Source organism: Flavobacterium cauense R2A-7, from assembly GCF_000498475.1.
GTDB lineage: Bacteria > Bacteroidota > Bacteroidia > Flavobacteriales > Flavobacteriaceae > Flavobacterium > Flavobacterium cauense.
In genome coordinates, this window is the sequence record NZ_AVBI01000014.1 from 279571 (window position 1) to 297400 (window position 17830).

The 17830-nt window shown below is 40.0% G+C and carries 19 protein-coding genes; 4 read left to right on the plus strand and 15 right to left on the minus strand.

Going from position 1 to position 17830, the window contains the following annotated elements; all coding sequences use genetic code 11:
• Nucleotides 1-67: 67 nt before the first annotated feature.
• The 4 genes from FCR2A7T_RS07380 to FCR2A7T_RS07395 form a co-directional block, all read right to left on the minus strand.
• Nucleotides 68-313, minus strand: coding sequence for a hypothetical protein (locus FCR2A7T_RS07380; protein ID WP_023570656.1), 246 nt, complete (start codon nucleotides 311-313; stop codon nucleotides 68-70).
• Between the two features lie 206 nt (nucleotides 314-519).
• Complete coding sequence (locus FCR2A7T_RS07385) at nucleotides 520-2676, minus strand: S46 family peptidase (protein ID WP_023570657.1); 2157 nt, start codon at nucleotides 2674-2676, stop codon at nucleotides 520-522.
• A gap of 19 nt (nucleotides 2677-2695) precedes the next feature.
• Nucleotides 2696-3151 (minus strand): GNAT family N-acetyltransferase, encoded by a 456-nt coding sequence (locus FCR2A7T_RS07390; RefSeq protein ID WP_023570658.1) that lies wholly within the window; start codon nucleotides 3149-3151, stop codon nucleotides 2696-2698.
• Nucleotides 3152-4384 carry a 3-deoxy-D-manno-octulosonic acid transferase gene (locus FCR2A7T_RS07395; RefSeq protein ID WP_023570659.1) on the minus strand — a complete coding sequence of 411 codons (1233 nt, stop codon included), beginning with the start codon at nucleotides 4382-4384 and terminating at the stop codon, nucleotides 3152-3154. It lies immediately after the preceding gene.
• A gap of 99 nt (nucleotides 4385-4483) precedes the next feature.
• Between FCR2A7T_RS07395 and FCR2A7T_RS07400 the strand changes: the two genes are divergently transcribed.
• Both FCR2A7T_RS07400 and galE read left to right on the plus strand, forming a co-directional pair.
• Nucleotides 4484-5614: a DegT/DnrJ/EryC1/StrS family aminotransferase gene (locus FCR2A7T_RS07400; RefSeq protein WP_035117758.1), complete on the plus strand. Its 1131-nt coding sequence runs from the start codon at nucleotides 4484-4486 to the stop codon at nucleotides 5612-5614.
• Nucleotides 5615-5663: 49 nt separating this feature from the next.
• Nucleotides 5664-6677: a UDP-glucose 4-epimerase GalE gene (galE, locus tag FCR2A7T_RS07405; RefSeq protein WP_023570661.1), complete on the plus strand. Its 1014-nt coding sequence runs from the start codon at nucleotides 5664-5666 to the stop codon at nucleotides 6675-6677.
• Between the two features lie 111 nt (nucleotides 6678-6788).
• On the opposite strand, the gene FCR2A7T_RS07410 is transcribed toward galE, so the two are convergent.
• The 9 genes from FCR2A7T_RS07410 to purT form a co-directional block, all read right to left on the minus strand.
• On the minus strand, nucleotides 6789-7040 hold the full coding sequence (locus FCR2A7T_RS07410) for a hypothetical protein (RefSeq protein ID WP_023570662.1): 252 nt from the start codon (nucleotides 7038-7040) through the stop codon (nucleotides 6789-6791).
• Nucleotides 7041-7158: 118 nt separating this feature from the next.
• Nucleotides 7159-7542 (minus strand): DUF3037 domain-containing protein, encoded by a 384-nt coding sequence (locus FCR2A7T_RS07415; RefSeq protein ID WP_035117760.1) that lies wholly within the window; start codon nucleotides 7540-7542, stop codon nucleotides 7159-7161.
• Entirely contained in the window at nucleotides 7520-8311 is a 792-nt protein-coding gene (locus FCR2A7T_RS07420) for a HipA family kinase (RefSeq protein WP_023570663.1), read from the minus strand. Before FCR2A7T_RS07420 ends, FCR2A7T_RS07415 begins: the two co-directional genes overlap by 23 nt.
• Nucleotides 8312-8399: 88 nt before the next feature.
• The gene (fabD, locus tag FCR2A7T_RS07425) at nucleotides 8400-9269 is read right to left on the minus strand and encodes an ACP S-malonyltransferase (RefSeq protein ID WP_023570664.1); all 870 of its coding nucleotides are present in this window, start codon (nucleotides 9267-9269) and stop codon (nucleotides 8400-8402) included.
• Between the two features lie 329 nt (nucleotides 9270-9598).
• A complete protein-coding gene (locus FCR2A7T_RS07430) occupies nucleotides 9599-10129 on the minus strand; it encodes a YceI family protein (protein WP_023570665.1) in 531 nt (176 codons plus the stop codon).
• 134 nt (nucleotides 10130-10263) lie between these two features.
• On the minus strand, nucleotides 10264-10980 hold the full coding sequence (locus FCR2A7T_RS07435) for a pirin family protein (RefSeq protein WP_035117838.1): 717 nt from the start codon (nucleotides 10978-10980) through the stop codon (nucleotides 10264-10266).
• 325 nt (nucleotides 10981-11305) lie between these two features.
• Nucleotides 11306-11881 (minus strand): Crp/Fnr family transcriptional regulator, encoded by a 576-nt coding sequence (locus tag FCR2A7T_RS07440; protein WP_023570667.1) that lies wholly within the window; start codon nucleotides 11879-11881, stop codon nucleotides 11306-11308.
• A gap of 2 nt (nucleotides 11882-11883) precedes the next feature.
• A complete protein-coding gene (locus FCR2A7T_RS07445) occupies nucleotides 11884-12219 on the minus strand; it encodes a DUF6370 family protein (protein ID WP_023570668.1) in 336 nt (111 codons plus the stop codon).
• Between the two features lie 40 nt (nucleotides 12220-12259).
• Nucleotides 12260-13486 carry a formate-dependent phosphoribosylglycinamide formyltransferase gene (gene purT, locus FCR2A7T_RS07450; RefSeq protein ID WP_262493732.1) on the minus strand — a complete coding sequence of 409 codons (1227 nt, stop codon included), beginning with the start codon at nucleotides 13484-13486 and terminating at the stop codon, nucleotides 12260-12262.
• Nucleotides 13487-13576: 90 nt separating this feature from the next.
• Between purT and FCR2A7T_RS07455 the strand changes: the two genes are divergently transcribed.
• Nucleotides 13577-14554 carry a hypothetical protein gene (locus FCR2A7T_RS07455; RefSeq protein WP_023570670.1) on the plus strand — a complete coding sequence of 326 codons (978 nt, stop codon included), beginning with the start codon at nucleotides 13577-13579 and terminating at the stop codon, nucleotides 14552-14554.
• A gap of 176 nt (nucleotides 14555-14730) precedes the next feature.
• On the opposite strand, the gene FCR2A7T_RS07460 is transcribed toward FCR2A7T_RS07455, so the two are convergent.
• A complete protein-coding gene (locus FCR2A7T_RS07460; RefSeq protein ID WP_023570671.1) occupies nucleotides 14731-15933 on the minus strand; it encodes a pyridoxal phosphate-dependent aminotransferase in 1203 nt (400 codons plus the stop codon).
• Between the two features lie 38 nt (nucleotides 15934-15971).
• Entirely contained in the window at nucleotides 15972-17066 is a 1095-nt protein-coding gene (locus tag FCR2A7T_RS07465) for a fatty acid desaturase family protein (RefSeq protein WP_035117840.1), read from the minus strand.
• A gap of 111 nt (nucleotides 17067-17177) precedes the next feature.
• Here FCR2A7T_RS07465 and rsmG point away from each other — a divergent pair, with 111 nt between their 5' ends.
• Complete coding sequence (gene rsmG / locus FCR2A7T_RS07470) at nucleotides 17178-17807, plus strand: 16S rRNA (guanine(527)-N(7))-methyltransferase RsmG (protein WP_023570673.1); 630 nt, start codon at nucleotides 17178-17180, stop codon at nucleotides 17805-17807.
• Nucleotides 17808-17830 lie beyond the last annotated feature (23 nt).

Genomic DNA, 17830 nt, shown 5'->3' on the forward strand with positions numbered 1-17830 from the left:
GTAACAATAAGGCATAAAAAAAGTCCCGATTATAAACCGGGACTATTTTTTCTTAGAAGTGTTCTAATTATTTTTTAACTTCTTCTTTAGCTGGAGCAGCAGCAGCGTCAGTAGCTGGAGCAGCTTCTGTAGCAGCAGCATCAGCAGCAGGAGCAGCAGCAGAATCAACTACTTCAGTAGTAGCTTCAACAGCCTCTTCAGCAACTGGAGCAACTTCTTCAGTTACAGTTTCTTCTTTTGCAGTTTCTTTACATGATACGAAAGAAACACTCATCATAGCTACTAAAGCTAAGCTTAAAACAACTTTTTTCATCTTACTAAATTATAAAGGTTAATTATTAATTCGGAGCAAAGATATAAATTTTTTGATATGATAAAATAATTTTTTCCTTTTTTTCAAAAAAAATATTTTCAATGCAACTAACGCCTATGCTGCAATTTACGTGCCAAAAGAAATAAATGGAATTTGTAAGTTAAAAATTCTTTATTTTTTTCTATTTGACTGATTTACAGTTAGTGTTATTTCTTTTTCTTTTTTACCGGTTTTACCAATTTCATTTCTTCAATCAGATTTTTCGCTCCGGCATATTTGTCTACTATAAATAGTACATAACGGATATCAACCATAATATTCCTACAGATGGAAGGATCGTAGTGAATATCGCTCATAGTACCTTCCCAAACACGGTCAAAATTCAATCCGATAAGGTTTCCGTTAGCGTCCAATGCTGGGCTTCCAGAGTTTCCTCCTGTAGTATGGTTTGTAGCAATAAAGGCTACTGGCATTTTTCCGTTTTTGTCGGCATATTGTCCGTAATCTTTAGCGTTGTATAGATCGATCAGTTTTTTAGGAACATCGAACTCGTAGTCGCCCGGAACATATTTTTCCATAACTCCGTCCAGATACGTCATCGGTGCATAAGTCACCGCGTCACTTGGCTGGTAGCCTTTTACTTTTCCGTAAGTAACACGAAGCGTACTGTTGGCATCCGGGAAAATACGGGCAGATTTCGGACTCAATTCCAAAATAGCTTTCATATACGTGCGTTGTAATGCGATGTTTTTCAGGTTCAATTCGTCGTATTTCGTAGCCACATTTTTAGTATAGGCGTCCGCAATGGTTTTTACCAAGATAAAAGCCGGATCCTGATTCATTTTTTCAAGAACGGTTTTGGTGTCGCCTTGTAACAATTCTTTTAACCCGTTATAAGAAGTTAATTTCGAATTCGTGAAAATAGTTTTGGCGCTGTATTCCGGATTGATGTTCTTAACGGTTTCCGGTAAAAACTGTTGTGGTGATTTTTTAGCATACAGACTAATCAATTGTTCGAAGACTTTCTCGTCTACGTTGGCGTTGAAATCTTTGTATAAGGATTCAAATCCTGTAATTAAGTTTGCTTTTCGATCGTTAAATGCCTGTTCGCCTTTGGTATTGTAAACTTGCTCCAATTGGTACAAACGGTATCCGAAACTTAAAATTTCCGTGTTTCTTAAAACTACTTCCGTATAGTATTCTCTCGCTAAAGCATAAGGAGCGATGGCTTCGTAATTGGTTTTAAATTCGGCTAACAAATTACCGTATTCGGCTTGTTTACCGGCTTTATTGATTTTCTCGCTGAAATTTTTCTCGAATTGCTGTTTGATGCCTACTGCATTCGATTTTTTCAGCCCTTTTACTTCACCAATCCATTTTTTCCAATAGTTGGCTACGCTGGCATATTTTGAAGCATATTGAATTTTAATCGCATTGTCTTTTCGCATGAAGCCATCCTGAACTTTTAGAGCGCGGTCGCGTACTTCAATTCTGGCAGGATCTAACGAATTCATAATTTGCTCAACAGCATAAGAAGGTAAGTATTCCTGAGTTCTTCCGGGATACCCCATAACCATGGTAAAGTCATTTTCCTGAACACCTTTAACGGAAACCGGGAAGAAGTGTTTCGGAGTGTAGGGAACGTTGTCTTTTGAATATTCTGCCGGACGGTTGTTTTTGTCGGCATAAATTCGAAACAACGAAAAATCTCCGGTATGACGCGGCCAAACCCAGTTGTCTGTATCCGAACCGAATTTTCCAATCGATGAAGGCGGAGCGCCCACCAAACGCACATCGCGGAAGGTTTCGGTTAAGAATAAAATGTATTGGTTTCCGTCATAAAACGTACGGATGCTGTTTTCCTGCCAGGCTTCTTTCGGTAGGGTCTTGCTTAACATCGAAATGTTGTCCTGGATTTTCTTTTGTTTTTCGGCTTCGGTCGGTAAATTCACAACACCTTCCAAAACTTTGTTGGTCACGTCTTCGATTTTAACAATGAAGGTTACGAATAAATCTTTGTTGGGTAATTCGTCTTCCATTTTGTAGGCCCAAAAACCATTGGTAAGGTAATCGTGTTCTACCGAAGAATGACTCTGAATGTTGTCATAACCACAGTGGTGATTGGTTAAAATCAGCCCTTTCGGTGAAATTACTTCCGCGGTACAGCCACCGTCAAAATGCGGAACAGCATCTTTTAAACTGGAATGGTTTACGGAATAAATATCATCGGCAGAGATTTTCATTCCCAGATTTCTCATTTCGGTTTCGTTCATTCCTTTTAACAACGAAGGAATCCACATACCGCCCTGTTGCGCGTATATCGGAATAACGAATAAAATAATAAGTAGTTTTAAAAATTTCATTTTTTGGAATTTTAGGGTGTTATTTTACAGTATATTTCATCAATTTTCGATGATGTACGGCAAAATCGTGAGCAATATACAATTTTTGTGCATTTTCATTGTGCCCTTCCACTTCGAGGTAGATGATTTTTAACTTTAATTTAAGAGCTTCTGTCTGAATAAACTGAATTGCAGCCTTACCGATTCCTTTTCCGCGTGCTTTTTCGGAAAGATACAATTCGTCTAAAAAAGCGATGGTTCCGCCGTATTCAAAACTGAATATGAAAGTCAGAATTACATAACCAACGACTTCATTGTTGCGGTAAATCAACCATGATTTTCCAAGACTTTCATTTTCGATGAAGGTTTTGAAAAGCTCTTTTGATTTTTCGGTATCGATGGGATAATGGTCTATGGCATAGAAATCCTGCATCAGCAAAACAATGGTGTCGATGTCGGAATGGGTCAGACTTTTAAAACGGATTTCGTTTTCCATTTACGCAAGAATATGGTTCAGAATCGTGTTGGTGGCACCTTTATTCATCTGAACAAACGTACTGCAGATATGTCCTTTTTCATGGCGTTCGTCTTCGTTTTGGACCAACAGATCAAACGCCTGATGCAATTCGTTTTGATTGCTAATCGTAATACAGCCTTCCATGTTAACTAAGGCGGTAGCTTCGGCGAAATGGGAATAATTTGGTCCGATTACAATCGGAATGCCAAAAGTGGCCGGTTCGAGAATATTGTGGACGCCCGGATTTCCAAAACCACCACCCACATAGGCGATATCGGCATAGCTGTAAATTTTGGTTAGAATTCCGATAGTATCGATGATGAAAACCTGATAATCGGCTAAATTTTGACCTTCTTTTTCCGAAAACAAAACCGTTTTTTGGGTAATCGAGTTTTTTAATTGCTGAATTTGTTCCGGTTTGATGTTGTGCGGAGCAATGATGAATTTTACAGCGTCATTGGCTTGATTGATGTACTTAATCAAAAGTTCTTCGTCTTTTGGCCAGGAACTTCCGATGACGATGGTCGGAGTCTCATTTTTGAATTCTTCAATAAAATCCAGTGAATTGTCGCGTTCCAGAATCGAAACTACGCGATCAAAGCGTGTGTCGCCCGAAACTTTTACGTTATTGAAACCGATATTTTGCAGTAGTTTTTTAGAACTTTCATTCTGTACAAAAAAGTAGTGAAAGCTTTTTAAGGCATTTCGGTAAAAACCACCGTACCATTTAAAGAAAGGCTGTTTTTTACGGAATATTCCGGAAATCAGATAGATTTTGATGTTTTGTTTTTTGAGCTCGTTCAGATAATTCGGCCAAAATTCGTATTTGATGAAGAAAGTCATTTCGGGATGCACCAATTTTAAAAACTGCTTGGCGTTGCTTATGCTGTCTAACGGAAGATACACCGTGGCATCGGCAATTGTATTGTTTTTTCGGACTTCATAACCGGAAGGCGAGAAGAACGTTACCACGATTTTATGATTGGGAAATTGGGTTTTCATTTTTTCCATCACCGGAAGTCCCTGTTCGTATTCGCCTAAGGAAGCGGCGTGAAACCAGATGGTCTTGTCGGAGGGTGAAATTTTTTCGGACAAGGTGTTGAAAACTGTTTTTCGTCCTTCCACAAATAATTTTATTTTCGGACTGAATAAGGCTACGATTTTCAGTAAAAATGCCGCCGACTGAACCACTAAATTGTAGAGAAAAAACATAATGTTCCTTTTGTTGCGCTAAAATACGGTTTCTTTTTATTATCCATAAATCATTCTACTTTAATTCGTATTTTTGCTTGTTTTAAATATATTTTTCAGATGAGAAAATTGCAAATGGTTGACTTGAAAAGTCAATACGAAAAAATAAAAGATACTGTAAATGCTTCCATTCAGGAGGTTTTAGATACCAATACTTACATTAACGGACCACAAGTACAGCAATTCCAAAAATCATTAGAGGATTATTTGGGTGTAAAACACGTAATCCCGTGTGCCAACGGAACCGATGCATTGCAAATTGCAATGATGGGTTTGGGGTTACAACCCGGAGATGAAGTCATTACTGCCGATTTTACCTTTGCGGCAACGGTTGAAGTAATCGCTTTACTGCAACTTACGCCCGTTTTGGTGGATGTGGAAATGGGAAACATGAATATTTCCATCGAAGCCATAAAAAAAGCCATTACTCCGAAAACCAAAGCCATTGTTCCGGTGCATTTGTTTGGTCGCGCCGCCAATATGGACGCGATTATGGACATTGCCAAAGAACATAATCTATATGTAATTGAAGATAATGCTCAGGCAATTGGAGCTGATTTTACCGGAAGAGATGGTGTGAAACGAAAAGTGGGAACCATTGGTCATGTAGGGGCAACTTCATTCTTCCCTTCTAAAAACTTAGGTTGTTATGGTGATGGTGGTGCGATTTTTACTAATGATGATGCTTTGGCACATACCTTACGCGGAATCGTGAACCACGGTATGTACGTGCGCTACCATCATGATGTGGTTGGCGTGAATTCCCGTTTAGATAGTATTCAGGCAGCGGTTCTGAATGCTAAATTACCATTGTTGGATTCGTATAATGCAGCAAGACAAAATGCCGCCCGAAAATATTCAAAAGGATTTGAAGGTCATAAAAACATTATTGCGCCAACGATTTGTGACGCCTGCGATTGCCATGTTTTTCATCAGTATACGTTGCGTATTATAGATGCCAATCGTGATGCGTTGATGGAACATCTTCAGGCAAAAGGGATTCCGTGTGCAATTTATTACCCGATTCCGTTACACAGTCAGAAAGCCTATTTAGATTCGAGATATAAGGAAGAAGATTTTCCGGTAACCAACCAATTGGTGAAAGAAGTGATTTCCTTACCAATGCATACCGAGTTAGACGACGAACAAATTCGCTTTATTGTCGATTCTGTTTTGGAATTTTTTAATTAATGCAACCAGTAACTTATTTTTATAATCAATTCTAATTTTCTTTAATCAAATGAAAGTACTAGTAACTGGTGGTTTGGGATTTATCGGTTCGCATACCGTCGTCGAATTGCAAAATCAGGGTTTTGAAGTTGTGATAGTAGATGATTTGTCGAATTCTTCTTTGACGGTTTTGGACGGGATTTCAAAAATTACTGGAAAAACACCGGCTTTTGAAAAACTGGATTTGCGTGAGAAAAGTAAAGTTCAGGATTTTTTTAAACGACACGCTGATATTTCCGGGGTGATTCACTTTGCTGCTTCTAAAGCGGTGGGGGAAAGTATTGAAAATCCACTGTTGTATTATGAAAACAACATTTGTGCTTTGGTGTATTTGCTTCAGGAGTTGCAAAAAAAGTCACAGGCAAATTTAATTTTCAGTTCTTCGTGCACCGTTTACGGTCAAGCCGAAAAAATGCCGATTACCGAAGATGCTCCTGTGCAACAAGCGATGTCTCCTTACGGAAATACGAAACAGATTGGTGAGGAAATTATTTCGGATGTGGCAAAAGTATCCGGAATCAATGCCATTTTATTGCGTTATTTTAATCCGATTGGAGCGCATCCAAGTGCTGAAATAGGGGAATTACCAATTGGAATTCCGCAAAATTTAGTACCGTTTATTACTCAAACTGCAATTGGACTACGTAAGGAGCTTTCTGTTTTTGGTGACGATTACCCAACGACAGACGGAACGTGCATTCGCGATTATATTCATGTGGTGGATTTGGCAAAAGCACATGTGGTGGCCTTGCAACGTTTAATTGAAAAGAAGAATGCCGAAAAAATTGAAACCTTCAATGTGGGAACCGGAACCGGAAGCTCGGTATTGGAAGTGATTCAGACTTTTGAAAAAGTGAGCAATCAGAAATTACCGTATAAAATCGTGGGCAGAAGAGAAGGGGATATTACCGTTGCCTACGCCAATACCGATAAGGCCAATACTGTTTTGGGCTGGAAGTCCAAATCTACTTTGGAAGAGGCTTTGGCAAGTGCCTGGAAATGGGAACAAAAAATCAGAAGTTAAGAACATACTATTGTATAAAGTAAAACTCCCAATCCATTACGGTTTGGGAGTTTTTATATAAGTGTGTTTTTTGCAAATAAAAAAGGCCGGTTGATAAACCGGCCTTTAAAATTACTTTTTAACAGCTTCTTTAGCGTCTTTTGCAACTTCCTCTACTTTCGCAGCACCAGCAGCAGCAGCGTCTTCTACTTTTGCAGCAGCAGTATCAACAGTAGCTTCCATTTTTGCAGCAGCTGTATCAACCGCTTCTGTCATTTCAGTTGCAGCAGCGTCAGCAGCCTCATCCATTTTCTCTTCTGTTTTTTCTTTACAAGAAACCATCAATGCTCCAACAAAAGCTAAAGCTAAAAGTGTTTTTTTCATTTTCTAATTTTTAAGAATTAATAATTAATTATACTTAATGCTAAAGTTAAAATAATTTTTTAATTAAAAACAAAAGATGTTGAAATTTTATTATCAAAAAAAGTGAACGGAAAGTATTTTACAATACCAATTCGCTGTAAAGTTTCTCGAATGTTTTGTTCAAATCAGTACTAAACCCGGGATGAGGCCTTGAGGTTTGGATACTCGAACTTCTCACTGCCGTTAACCAGCGAAAACGTTCGGCGATTTCAAACGTGCCAATCGGGCCGCCTTCTTTTTTGCCGGCGCAGATTTTGGTAAACGATTCCAGATTTTCGGCTAATTGTTCCACATCAAACTCCGGACACAAAGCTTTGATTTTCTCCGAAGGAATCTGATAGTCAATCCGTAAGTATTTTTGCTGCTTACAAAAAAGCATTAGTCCGATGTTGATGAATTCTTCGCGTTCGACCTTAGGCACCACACGAATTACGGCATATTCATATAAGTGTTTTTCGTGCATCTTGCGCTTGTTTTAAAAAGAGTTCTGCGTTTTGTAATCGAATCGATAAAAATCGGAAATAAACCATTCTGATTTCTTCAGGAGTTATCGCGCCATTTTCCCAGTGCAACCAATCGTCCGGAATTAATTTTATGAAATTTTCGATTATGGTATCGTTTAATTTCTGCGTGAATTCTGCATGTATTTCGTCCAGTTTGGTCGCTTTCGGCAATAATACATGGTCTTTAATCAAAGCAAATGAAGTTTTTGCCGTCGTTTCCCAATTGTCCCAGGAATGATGAAAATAGAACGATGCGCCATGGTCAATCAACCACAATTCTTTGTGCCAAATCAGTAAGTTAGTATTGCGGAAAGTACGGTCCACATTGGTAATAAACGCATCCAGCCATACAATTTTAGAAGCCAGCAATTCGTCACAGTCATTCACCGCGGCATCATACGTGATAGCGCCCGAAAGATAGTGCAGCCCTAAATTTAAGCCCTGACTGAATTTTAGCAAATCCTGAATTTCTTCATCGCCTTCCATTCTGCCGAACGCTTCATCCAGATTGGCAAAAACCAATTCCGGAACCGGCAAGCCTAAAAAACGGGCAATTTCACCGCCTAACAATTCGGCAATCAATGCTTTTACGCCATGACCTGCACCGCGAAATTTCAAAACGTATTTGAAATCGTCATCGGCTTCCGCCAAAGCCGGCAATGAACCACCTTCCCGAAGGGGCGTAATGTAACGCATCACGGTAACGGTTCGCAAATTATTCTGATTCATAAGTAGTGTCTTCTTTCACAAAGATATCATTAAAATAAAAAACTCCGACGTAGCACTGTCGGAGTTTCTCAAGTATGTTTTCTAAAGATTAGGCCGAAATCGTTTCGACTTCTTTATTGATTTTATTCACCAATCCCACCAATACTTTTCCTGGGCCTACTTCGGTAAACGATGTTGCGCCATCGGCAATCATTTGTTGTACGGATTGTGTCCATTTTACGGGAGCCGTCAATTGGATGATTAAGTTTTTCTTGATTTCCGCAGGATCCGAAACTGCACTTGCCGTTACATTCTGATATACCGGACAAATCGGAGTGTTGAATGTGGTTGCTTCAATAGCAGCAGCCAATTCTTCACGTGCCGGTTCCATCATCGGAGAGTGGAACGCACCGCCCACCGGTAAAATCAAAGCGCGTTTTGCTCCGGCTTCTTTCATTTTTTCGCAGGCTTCTTCCACTGCTTTCAATTCGCCGGAAATTACCAATTGTCCCGGACAGTTGTAATTGGCCGCAACCACCACACCGTCAATCGAAGCACAAATGTCTTCCACGATTTTGTCGTCTAAGTTTAAAACGGCTGCCATTGTACTTGGCGTGATTTCGCAGGCTTTCTGCATCGCCATCGCACGTTGGGAAACCAGTTTTAGTCCGTCTTCAAAAGACAAAGCACCGTTAGCTACCAAAGCGGAAAATTCACCCAACGAGTGACCGGCAACCATATCCGGTTTAATGTCTAAGGTTTTGGCCAAAATAACCGAGTGTAAAAACACGGCCGGTTGCGTTACTTTGGTTTCTTTCAATTGTTCTGCCGTTCCTTCAAACATAATGTCGGTAATGTGGAACCCTAATATTTCATTGGCTTTTTCAAATAATTCTTTTGCCAAAGGCGAAGTCTCGTATAAATCTTTACCCATTCCGGTGAACTGTGCACCCTGACCCGGGAAAATGTATGCTTTCATAAAATTTAATTTAAAAATTGAAAATTTGTTTGCAATCGAAGGACAAAAGTAATGATTTTTTTGGAGCGTCAAGTTTCGGGATGGTTTGGAATCGTCGTTCCCGCTGTCCGCTCTATCTTTTTCGGTGACTTCGAGAGTACTTCGACAAGCTCAGCATGGCGCTTCAGCTACCAAAAAAGGATGCCGCTCCCATCGGGGCTAAAAGGAAGTGTCTTTGGTGTCGGGAATGAAAAAACCCTGCATTTCATTACAAAATACAGGGTAATCATCAACCAAAAACCTATTATTATGAGATGTTCTATTTCTCTTATTGGGACAAAAAGGGAAACTTATTGTTTTAAAAGTTGTAATTCGATGTTCAATTTTACGTCTTCACTCACTAAAACACCACCGGTTTCTAAAGCCGAATTCCAGTTCAAGCCCCAGTCTTTACGGTTTACTTTTCCGGAAATGTTGATGCCTGCTTTGGTATTTCCCCAAGGATCGGTCATCAATCCGCTGAATTCTGCCGGAAGTTTTACAAATTTCGTAACGCCTCTCATGGTTAAATCACCAGCCAATTCGTAGTTCTCGTCATCCACTTTCGTAAACGAAGAGGCTTTGAAGGTCATTTTCGGATGGTTTTCCGCGTCGAAGAAGTCGGCACTTTTTAAGTGGTTGTCTCTGTCGGCGTTACGGGTGTCTACTGAATTGATATCGGCTGAAAATTCGATAGTAGCGTTGGTGAAATCATCCCCTTCGGTTACAATATTCGCATCGTAGTTTTCAAATTTTCCGGATACGTTGGTAAACATCATGTGTTTTACTTTAAATCCGATTTCTGAGTGTGTCGGGTCAATTGCCCATTTTGTAGTTGCCATAATTTTATTTTTTAAATTTTTATTTCAATTTGATGAAGCAAAGTTACTTCGGAGTTGTGTGTCAAACACTTAATCTAGATTAAGAAATGTTTTTTTAAGTAGCTAAGTTGCAAAGTGACTGAGTAGCTGAGTTTTTAAACGGCCATCGGAACTTCCATCAACAGGAATTCGGCTTCCGAGTTGGCTTTAATCGTTACTTTGTCGGTATTCCAGATGCCGAAACCGTCTCTTCTGTTCAGATCCTGTCCGTTTACGGTAACATCGCCGTTCAACACAAAAACATACAATCCGTTACCTTGTTTTTTGAAGTTATATTCGGTTGTAAAATCCTTGTCGAATTTACTTAAATGAAACCAAGCGTCCTGATGAATCCATACACCGGCGTCTTCCGGATTCGGAGATAAAATCTGCTGTAATTTGTTGTGACGTTCTTCTTCCTTCAAGGTAATCTGGTCGTAACGTGGTGTTACGCTTTGCTTGTTTGGAATCACCCAAATCTGAAGGAATTTCACTTCCTTGTCCTGGTTTTTATTGTATTCACTGTGTTGTACTCCGGTTCCGGCGCTCATCACCTGAATGTCTCCGTTACGAATCACGGTTTTATTGCCCATGCTGTCCTGATGCTCCAAATCGCCTTCCAACGGAATACTGATGATTTCCATATTTTGATGCGGATGCGTTCCAAATCCCATTCCGGCGGCTACCGTATCGTCATTCAGCACGCGCAGTACGCCGAAATTCATGCGTTCCGGATTGTAATAATTGGCAAAACTAAAGGTGTGAAAACTTTGCAGCCAACCGTGATTGGCATTGCCTCGTGTATTGGCTTTGTGTAAGATAATATTTTCCATAATCTTTGAATTGGTGTTTTGAATGTGATTGAATCCAACGGTTTCTTCTTTAGCTTCGGAAACCTGTTTGGCTAAAGCGGTACCGGTGATTATTGCACCACCGCCCAGTATTGTTTTTCGGATAAAATCTTTTCGGTTCATAACTTGTTCATTTTGATAGGACAAAGTTACGATGACGCCATAGCGGAAACACTTAACCTAGATTAAGAAGTGGTTTTTGGAGTTTCAGAGAGGCAAAGTTGCTGAGTGACAAAGTTTAGAAAGAAAGCAAAATGTTTTTTATAGGTCAAGGACTTAGCTACTCTTCAACTTTGTTACTTTGGAACTACTTCTTAAGAAGACGCGCTTTCATTTTACTGAAGAACTCGGGTGTAACACCAATATAGGAAGCGATTTGTTTTTGTGGAAGACAATGCACCAGTTCCGCATATTTTTTGGTGAATTTGTCGTAACGGGCTTCGGCGGTGAAGCTCATGTTGTCAATTAGTCGTTGTTGATTGGCTACCAAAGAATTTTCAATCAGAATGCGGAAGAAACGCTCCATTTTAGGAACTTCCAAATATAATTTCTCCTGATTTTCTTTGGAGAGGATTAAAACTTCGGCGTCTTCATTAACTTCAATATACAATTGTCCCGGTCGTTGGGATAAGAAACTGTACATGTCGGCAATCCACCAACCGGGGCAGGCGAAACTTACCACATGTTCGACACCATTTTCGTCGATGTTATAGCTGCGGAGAATGCCTTTAAGTACAAAAAAAGAATGGGTGCAAACTTGTCCTTCCTTTAAAAGGATGGTTTTAGCTTTGTAGTGTTGTGTTTCGGTAAAAGCCAAAACACGTTCCTGTTCTTCGTTGGAAAGGGAAACGTGTTTGGCAATATTTTCAAGCAGAAGATTCAAAATTATTTGTTCACGGCTCTTTTTTCATCCAATAACTGGAATGCGGAGGCTTTGAATTTGTTGTCTACGATTTCTCCGGAAACCTGTGCTTTACGAACGGTATTGCAAAGGCCGTCATGTGCATGTGCATCTCCGTGTTGGTCCATAGCGGTTCCTTCAACAAAATAGGTTTTTTTGCCAATACGAACGGCTAAGTCGCAACCTTTGCCTTCCATTCTAAATTGGCATTGTCCGCAAGCGGCCTCAACGATTTGTGCTTTGATAGGCTCTTTTCTTTCTTGTGCGTTCATGGTTAGCGCAAAGAAGAAAACAAACAGCGTTAAAATTTTTTTAGTCATAACTTTATTTTTTAGTATTTGTTAAAGTCCGTTTTAAGTTTTACGAATTTACTTTTACTAAGATAGCAGTTTTTTTGGCACGTTCGACAACTTCTTCCACAGGAGTTTCTATAGTGTCATTTGATAGTATCACACCCATTCGTCTGTAAGGTCGTGACGTTGGTTTTCCGAAGATTCTGAAATCGGTTTTTGTTAGTCCGGCCACTTTTTCAATTCCGGTATACGTTGGGTTTTCTGAATTTTCAGTGGCTAAGATTACGGCACTCGCTCCTACTTTTTCCAATGTGATTTCCGCAATTGGCAGACTTAAAATGGCACGCAAATGCAATTCGAATTCATTGAAGTTTTGCGTTCCTGCTAAGGTTACCATGCCGGTATCGTGCGGGCGAGGGGATAATTCAGAGAAATAAACGCCTTCATCAGTTAAGAAAAATTCAACGCCAAACAATCCTGCGCCACCCAAAGCTTCGGTTACTTTTTTGGCCATATCTTGCGCTTCTTCAATATCTTTTTGTGATACTCTTGCCGGTTGCCAGCTTTCCTGATAATCACCGCGTTCTTGTCGGTGTCCGATGGGTGCACAAAATAAAGTTGGATGATTGTTTTGTGTAACGGTAAGTAAAGTGATTTCGGAATGGAAATTCACGAACGCTTCTACGATGACTTCAATAATGTCCCCACGCGAACCTTCTACGGCATAGTTCCAGGCCTTTTCAATGTCGTCTTGTGTTTTGATTGTCGATTGCCCTTTTCCGGACGAACTCATCAACGGTTTTACCACGCAAGGCATTTCGACTTCCGAAACGGCTTTTTCCAATTCCTCTTTGGTGGTGGCGTAACGGTAATTGGCTGTTCTTAAACCTAAATCTTTGGCTGCTAAATCCCGAATCGCTTTTCGGTTCATGGTGAAATTGGCGGCTTTCGCTGAAGGCACTACGGTAATGCCTTGTTTTTCATAATCGTAAAAACGTTCGGTACGAATGGCTTCTATTTCGGGTACGATGAAATCCGGCTGGTGTTTGGCTACGATGCGGTCCAGTTCGGTGCCGTCCAACATATTGATGACTTCAAATCCGTGGGCTACCTGCATAGCCGGCGCATTTTCATAACTGTCTACAGCAATTACTTTCTGACCGATGCGTTGTGCAGCGATGACGAATTCTTTTCCCAGTTCTCCGGAACCTAATAATAGTATTTTCTTTTGCATTGTTGTTGTGTTGTTTTGAAAGTTTAAAGGTAAATAGTTTAAAAGGTTTTGGCAAGAAATGTTTTTTAGGGATACGATTTTCCTGTTTTTGGAGTTGTTATATTTGTTGTTTGATGCTAACCGAATTTCATAATTCCAACGTTTTCTATCATGTTTAAAAAGTTTTTTCTTTTCATTTTCTGTTGTTTGTCGGCGCAATCGTATGCTCAGGAGCGGTATTTTGTTGTGAAAGATTCGATTACCAAAGAGGCGTTGCCGTATACGAATATCAATTTTTTAAACGGTTATGGCGTTTTTTCCGATGAAAACGGGAAAGTGATTTTGGATAATGACGTTCCCAATCAGGTGAAAATTACGCATATCGGTTATTCGGATAAGCTTGTTTTGTTGGATGCGTTAAAGGGGAATGCTGATGTTTTTCTAAAACCTTCCACTGAAATTCTCGGGGAATTGAAAGTTGCGGTTTCCAGAAATGATGCAAAGAAGCGCAAAGAGTATGTTGTAAAGCCATCGATGCATGATAACAGCAACGAAATGTATTGGTCGTCGTTAGGACAACAGTTTGCATTTTATATTCCGAATGAACGAAAGAATAGTGTCCTGAAATCGGTTGCCATCCCTTTAATTGTAAAAGATTTGTATCAGGGTATTGCAGATCAGTCTTTTGAGGATAACCCATACGGTACGATGATGAAAATCGAATTTATGAGTAATGTTGGTAATCAGCCTGGAAAAAAAATATACGATTACGATAAGGTTTTTGTTATTTATTCTGCAAAAGTGAATGGGAAAGTGGAAGTGAAATTTGAGGAAACTATTGTGTTGCCCGAAAACGGTTTTTTTGCGGTGATGACCATACTGGGAAAAACCAACCCGAAAGGTGAATATGTTCCGGAAATGCCTTATGGAGTTCGGGAAATAAACGGGGAAAAGAAGAAATTTGTTAAGATTATTTTACCGAATTATCCTTTGGTAGAGGATTCTGAAAATCAGCTGACTTTGTTCCGGCACGTGTTTAATGAGTCGGAAAAGTGGTATCGGATAGAGCGTCCGATGGTGTACAAAAAAGATAAAAAATATCCGTTGTACAATATCGGAATCGGGTATACGATTTCAAGTTCGGAGTAGTTATGAAAACCGATGTCGCATGAAGGATAGGAGCGGCATCCTGACTTTGTGAGGTTGCCTGCAAACTCGCAACGGCAGATATAGCGGATAGCCTGACCCTTGTGGGCATGCCATCTTTCAATAAACTTAGGAGAATAAAAAAAAGCCTCAGGATTTTCTTGAGGCTTTTGTGTTGGTTATGCTAAAACTTCTGTTGTAGTCACTGCTTCTTTGATGCGGCGTAGGGCTTCTTTCAGTAAATCTTCGCTGGTCGCGTAAGAGAAACGGATGCAGTTTGGGTTTCCGAAAGCGTCTCCGGTTACCGTGGCTACGTTGGCTTCCGCTAAAAGATACATGGAGAAATCCGTTGCGTCTTTGATTTCGGTTCCTTTTAAAGTTTTTCCGAAGAACGAAGAAACGTCCGGGAATACATAAAATGCGCCTTCCGGAACGTTGATTTTAATGCCCGGGATTTCTTTTAACAATCCAACCACCAAGTCACGACGACTGTGGAAGGCATCCACCATGTGTTTTAAAACGGATGGATCTGCGTCAACAGCAGCGATGGTAGCGCGTTGAGCAATAGAGTTCGCACCGCTGGTTACCTGTCCCTGAATTTTAGTGCAAGCTTTTGCGATAAATTCTGGTGCGCCGATGTAACCGATTCTCCAACCGGTCATGGCGAAGGCTTTTGCCACTCCGTTCACGGTGATGGTTCTTTCCAGCATGCCCGGAATGGATCCGATGCTGCAGAACGTGCCGGAGAAGTTGATGTGTTCGTAGATTTCATCGGAAACCACGTAAATGTTCGGGTGTTTTTCCAAAACTTTTGCTAAAGCCGTAAGTTCTTCTCTGTTATAAACTGAGCCGCTTGGGTTACACGGCGAACTGAACCACATCATTTTTGTTTTGGGTGTGATGGCGGCTTCCAATTGTTCTGGTGTGATTTTGAAATCAGTGTCTACAGAAGTTGGTACTTCTACCGGAGTTCCTCCTGAAAGTTTGATGATTTCAAAATAGCTAACCCAGTAGGGTGCCGGAAGAATTACTTCGTCGCCTTCGTTTAACATTACCTGTGCAATGTTGTATAGGGATTGTTTCGCACCTGTGGAAACTACAATTTGCGAAGGTTTGTATTCTAAGTTGTTGTCTCTTTTGAATTTGCGACAGATGGCTTCTTTCAGTTCCAGATAACCTTCTACCGGAGTGTAAGTACTGTAATTTTCGTCGATGGCTTTTTTAGCAGCTTCTTTCACGAAATCCGGCGTGTTGAAATCCGGTTCCCCTAAACTTAAGCTGATAATGTCTTTTCCTTGGGCTTTTAATTCTCTTGCTAACGCAGCCATGGCTAACGTTTGTGATGTAGATAGATTGTTAATTCTGTCCGAAAGCGGGTTCATATTTGTGGTGTTATGTAGTTATTCTATTTTTTGCAAAATTATGCCATTTGCGGTTTTTGTCCTAATTCTTTCAAATGTTTGAAGTGGGCAATTACAGCGCTGGTCATGGTTTTGTATTCGTAGTACGGTAAGTTGCACTCTTTCGCAGTTTGTTTTACGATTTCACCAATCTTTCCGTAGTGGATGTGGCTGATATTCGGAAAAATGTGGTGCTCAATCTGATGGTTCAAACCTCCCGTGTACCAGTTAACAATCCAGTTTTTCGGAGCGAAATTAGTAGTGGTGAACAATTGATGAATCGCCCAGGTGTTTTCGATTTCCCCTTCTTCATTCGGAGTAGGGTTGGTGGTTTCTTCTACAACGTGCGCCAACTGGAATACAATACTTAAAATCAAGCCCGCAGTGTAATGCATTACGAAAAATCCGATAAGCACTTCCCACCAAACAATTCCTAAAATCATCGGGATAACCAGCCAAATGGAGAAATAAATCACTTTTGTGATTACAAGGGTTGTCCATAAACGTACCGGACTAGGGAATTCACCATAGGATAATTTTCGTTTGATGTAGTTGCGCATCTGTTTGAAATCGGTCGTAATAGCCCAGTTGAAGGTTAACAAACCGTAAAGAAAAACAGAGTAATAATGTTGGAATTTGTGGATAGGCGACCAATCGGCATGTTTGGTAAAACGGATTACGCGACCCGCTTCCAAGTCTTCATCATGACCCGGAATATTTGTGTAGGTATGGTGTAATACATTGTGTTGTACCTGCCAGTTGTAAACGTTTCCTGCTAAAATATAGATGCTTCCGCCCATGATTTTATTCAACCAGGGTTTGGTGGAATACGAGCCGTGATTGCCATCGTGCATTACGTTCATTCCCACGCCGGCCATTCCGATTCCGATAATGATGGTCATCAACAAATGGGCCCAAAAAGGTAAGTTTAAAGTAAGAATTAAAAAGTAAGGTGTAAGGAAAAGTGAAAACATAATAATGGTTTTCAGGTGCAGTTTCCAGTTGCCGGTTTTCTTGATATTATTTTCTTTGAAATAGTCGTTTACGCGTTTGTTTAGCGTTCGGAAAAATTTCATATTGTCCGTTTTTGAAAAAATTGGAGCTGGTGTAGTCATAATCAAATGCATTTATTCGTTCCAAAGGTAACTATTAAAAGAAACGCAAACCGTTAAATTAGTCAAAATTTTCAACAGTAAAATGTGTACTTTTGTTGAAAATTTAGAAGAATGCAGCATATTGTAAACTATTTCCCTAATCTTACTGAGAATCAGATAGAACAATTCCGAAAACTGGAAGAATTGTACAAAGACTGGAATGCAAAGATTAATGTAATTTCCCGAAAAGATATCGATGAGTTGTATACCAAACACGTATTGCATTCGTTGGGGATTGCTAAAATTATTGACTTTCAGCCGGGTGCTAAAATTTTAGATGTGGGAACCGGTGGTGGTTTTCCCGGAATTCCGTTGGCGATATTATTTCCCGAAGTCGATTTTTATCTGATTGATGTGATTGCCAAGAAAATCCGTGTGGTAAATGAAGTGGCTAAAGGATTGGGATTGCAAAATGTACGAGCGGAACAAATGCGTGCCGAAAATGTAAAAGAAGATTTCGATTTTATAGTGAGTCGAGCCGTAACTAACATGCCGGATTTTTATAAATGGGTAAAAGACAAAATCAAAAAGAAACAAAACCACGAGTTGAAAAACGGGATTTTGTATCTGAAAGGCGGCGATTTAACCGAAGAATTGGCAGCTTTTCCGAAAGCAACCCAATACAATTTATCGGATTTCTTTGAAGATGAATTTTTCGAAACCAAAAAAGTGGTGCATCTTCCGTTGAAGTATAAAGTGTAAAAGAGAAAAGAGAGAAGGAAATA

Coding starts and splice junctions, on each gene's coding strand:
- FCR2A7T_RS07380 (WP_023570656.1), bottom strand. CDS start 313: ATGAAAAAAGTTGTTTTAAGCTTAGCTTTAGTAGCTATGATGAGTGTT.
- FCR2A7T_RS07385 (WP_023570657.1), bottom strand. CDS start 2,676: ATGAAATTTTTAAAACTACTTATTATTTTATTCGTTATTCCGATATAC.
- FCR2A7T_RS07390 (WP_023570658.1), bottom strand. CDS start 3,151: ATGGAAAACGAAATCCGTTTTAAAAGTCTGACCCATTCCGACATCGAC.
- FCR2A7T_RS07395 (WP_023570659.1), bottom strand. CDS start 4,384: ATGTTTTTTCTCTACAATTTAGTGGTTCAGTCGGCGGCATTTTTACTG.
- FCR2A7T_RS07400 (WP_035117758.1), top strand. CDS start 4,484: ATGAGAAAATTGCAAATGGTTGACTTGAAAAGTCAATACGAAAAAATA.
- galE (WP_023570661.1), top strand. CDS start 5,664: ATGAAAGTACTAGTAACTGGTGGTTTGGGATTTATCGGTTCGCATACC.
- FCR2A7T_RS07410 (WP_023570662.1), bottom strand. CDS start 7,040: ATGAAAAAAACACTTTTAGCTTTAGCTTTTGTTGGAGCATTGATGGTT.
- FCR2A7T_RS07415 (WP_035117760.1), bottom strand. CDS start 7,542: ATGCACGAAAAACACTTATATGAATATGCCGTAATTCGTGTGGTGCCT.
- FCR2A7T_RS07420 (WP_023570663.1), bottom strand. CDS start 8,311: ATGAATCAGAATAATTTGCGAACCGTTACCGTGATGCGTTACATTACG.
- fabD (WP_023570664.1), bottom strand. CDS start 9,269: ATGAAAGCATACATTTTCCCGGGTCAGGGTGCACAGTTCACCGGAATG.
- FCR2A7T_RS07430 (WP_023570665.1), bottom strand. CDS start 10,129: ATGGCAACTACAAAATGGGCAATTGACCCGACACACTCAGAAATCGGA.
- FCR2A7T_RS07435 (WP_035117838.1), bottom strand. CDS start 10,980: ATGGAAAATATTATCTTACACAAAGCCAATACACGAGGCAATGCCAAT.
- FCR2A7T_RS07445 (WP_023570668.1), bottom strand. CDS start 12,219: ATGACTAAAAAAATTTTAACGCTGTTTGTTTTCTTCTTTGCGCTAACC.
- FCR2A7T_RS07455 (WP_023570670.1), top strand. CDS start 13,577: ATGTTTAAAAAGTTTTTTCTTTTCATTTTCTGTTGTTTGTCGGCGCAA.
- FCR2A7T_RS07460 (WP_023570671.1), bottom strand. CDS start 15,933: ATGAACCCGCTTTCGGACAGAATTAACAATCTATCTACATCACAAACG.
- FCR2A7T_RS07465 (WP_035117840.1), bottom strand. CDS start 17,066: ATGACTACACCAGCTCCAATTTTTTCAAAAACGGACAATATGAAATTT.
- rsmG (WP_023570673.1), top strand. CDS start 17,178: ATGCAGCATATTGTAAACTATTTCCCTAATCTTACTGAGAATCAGATA.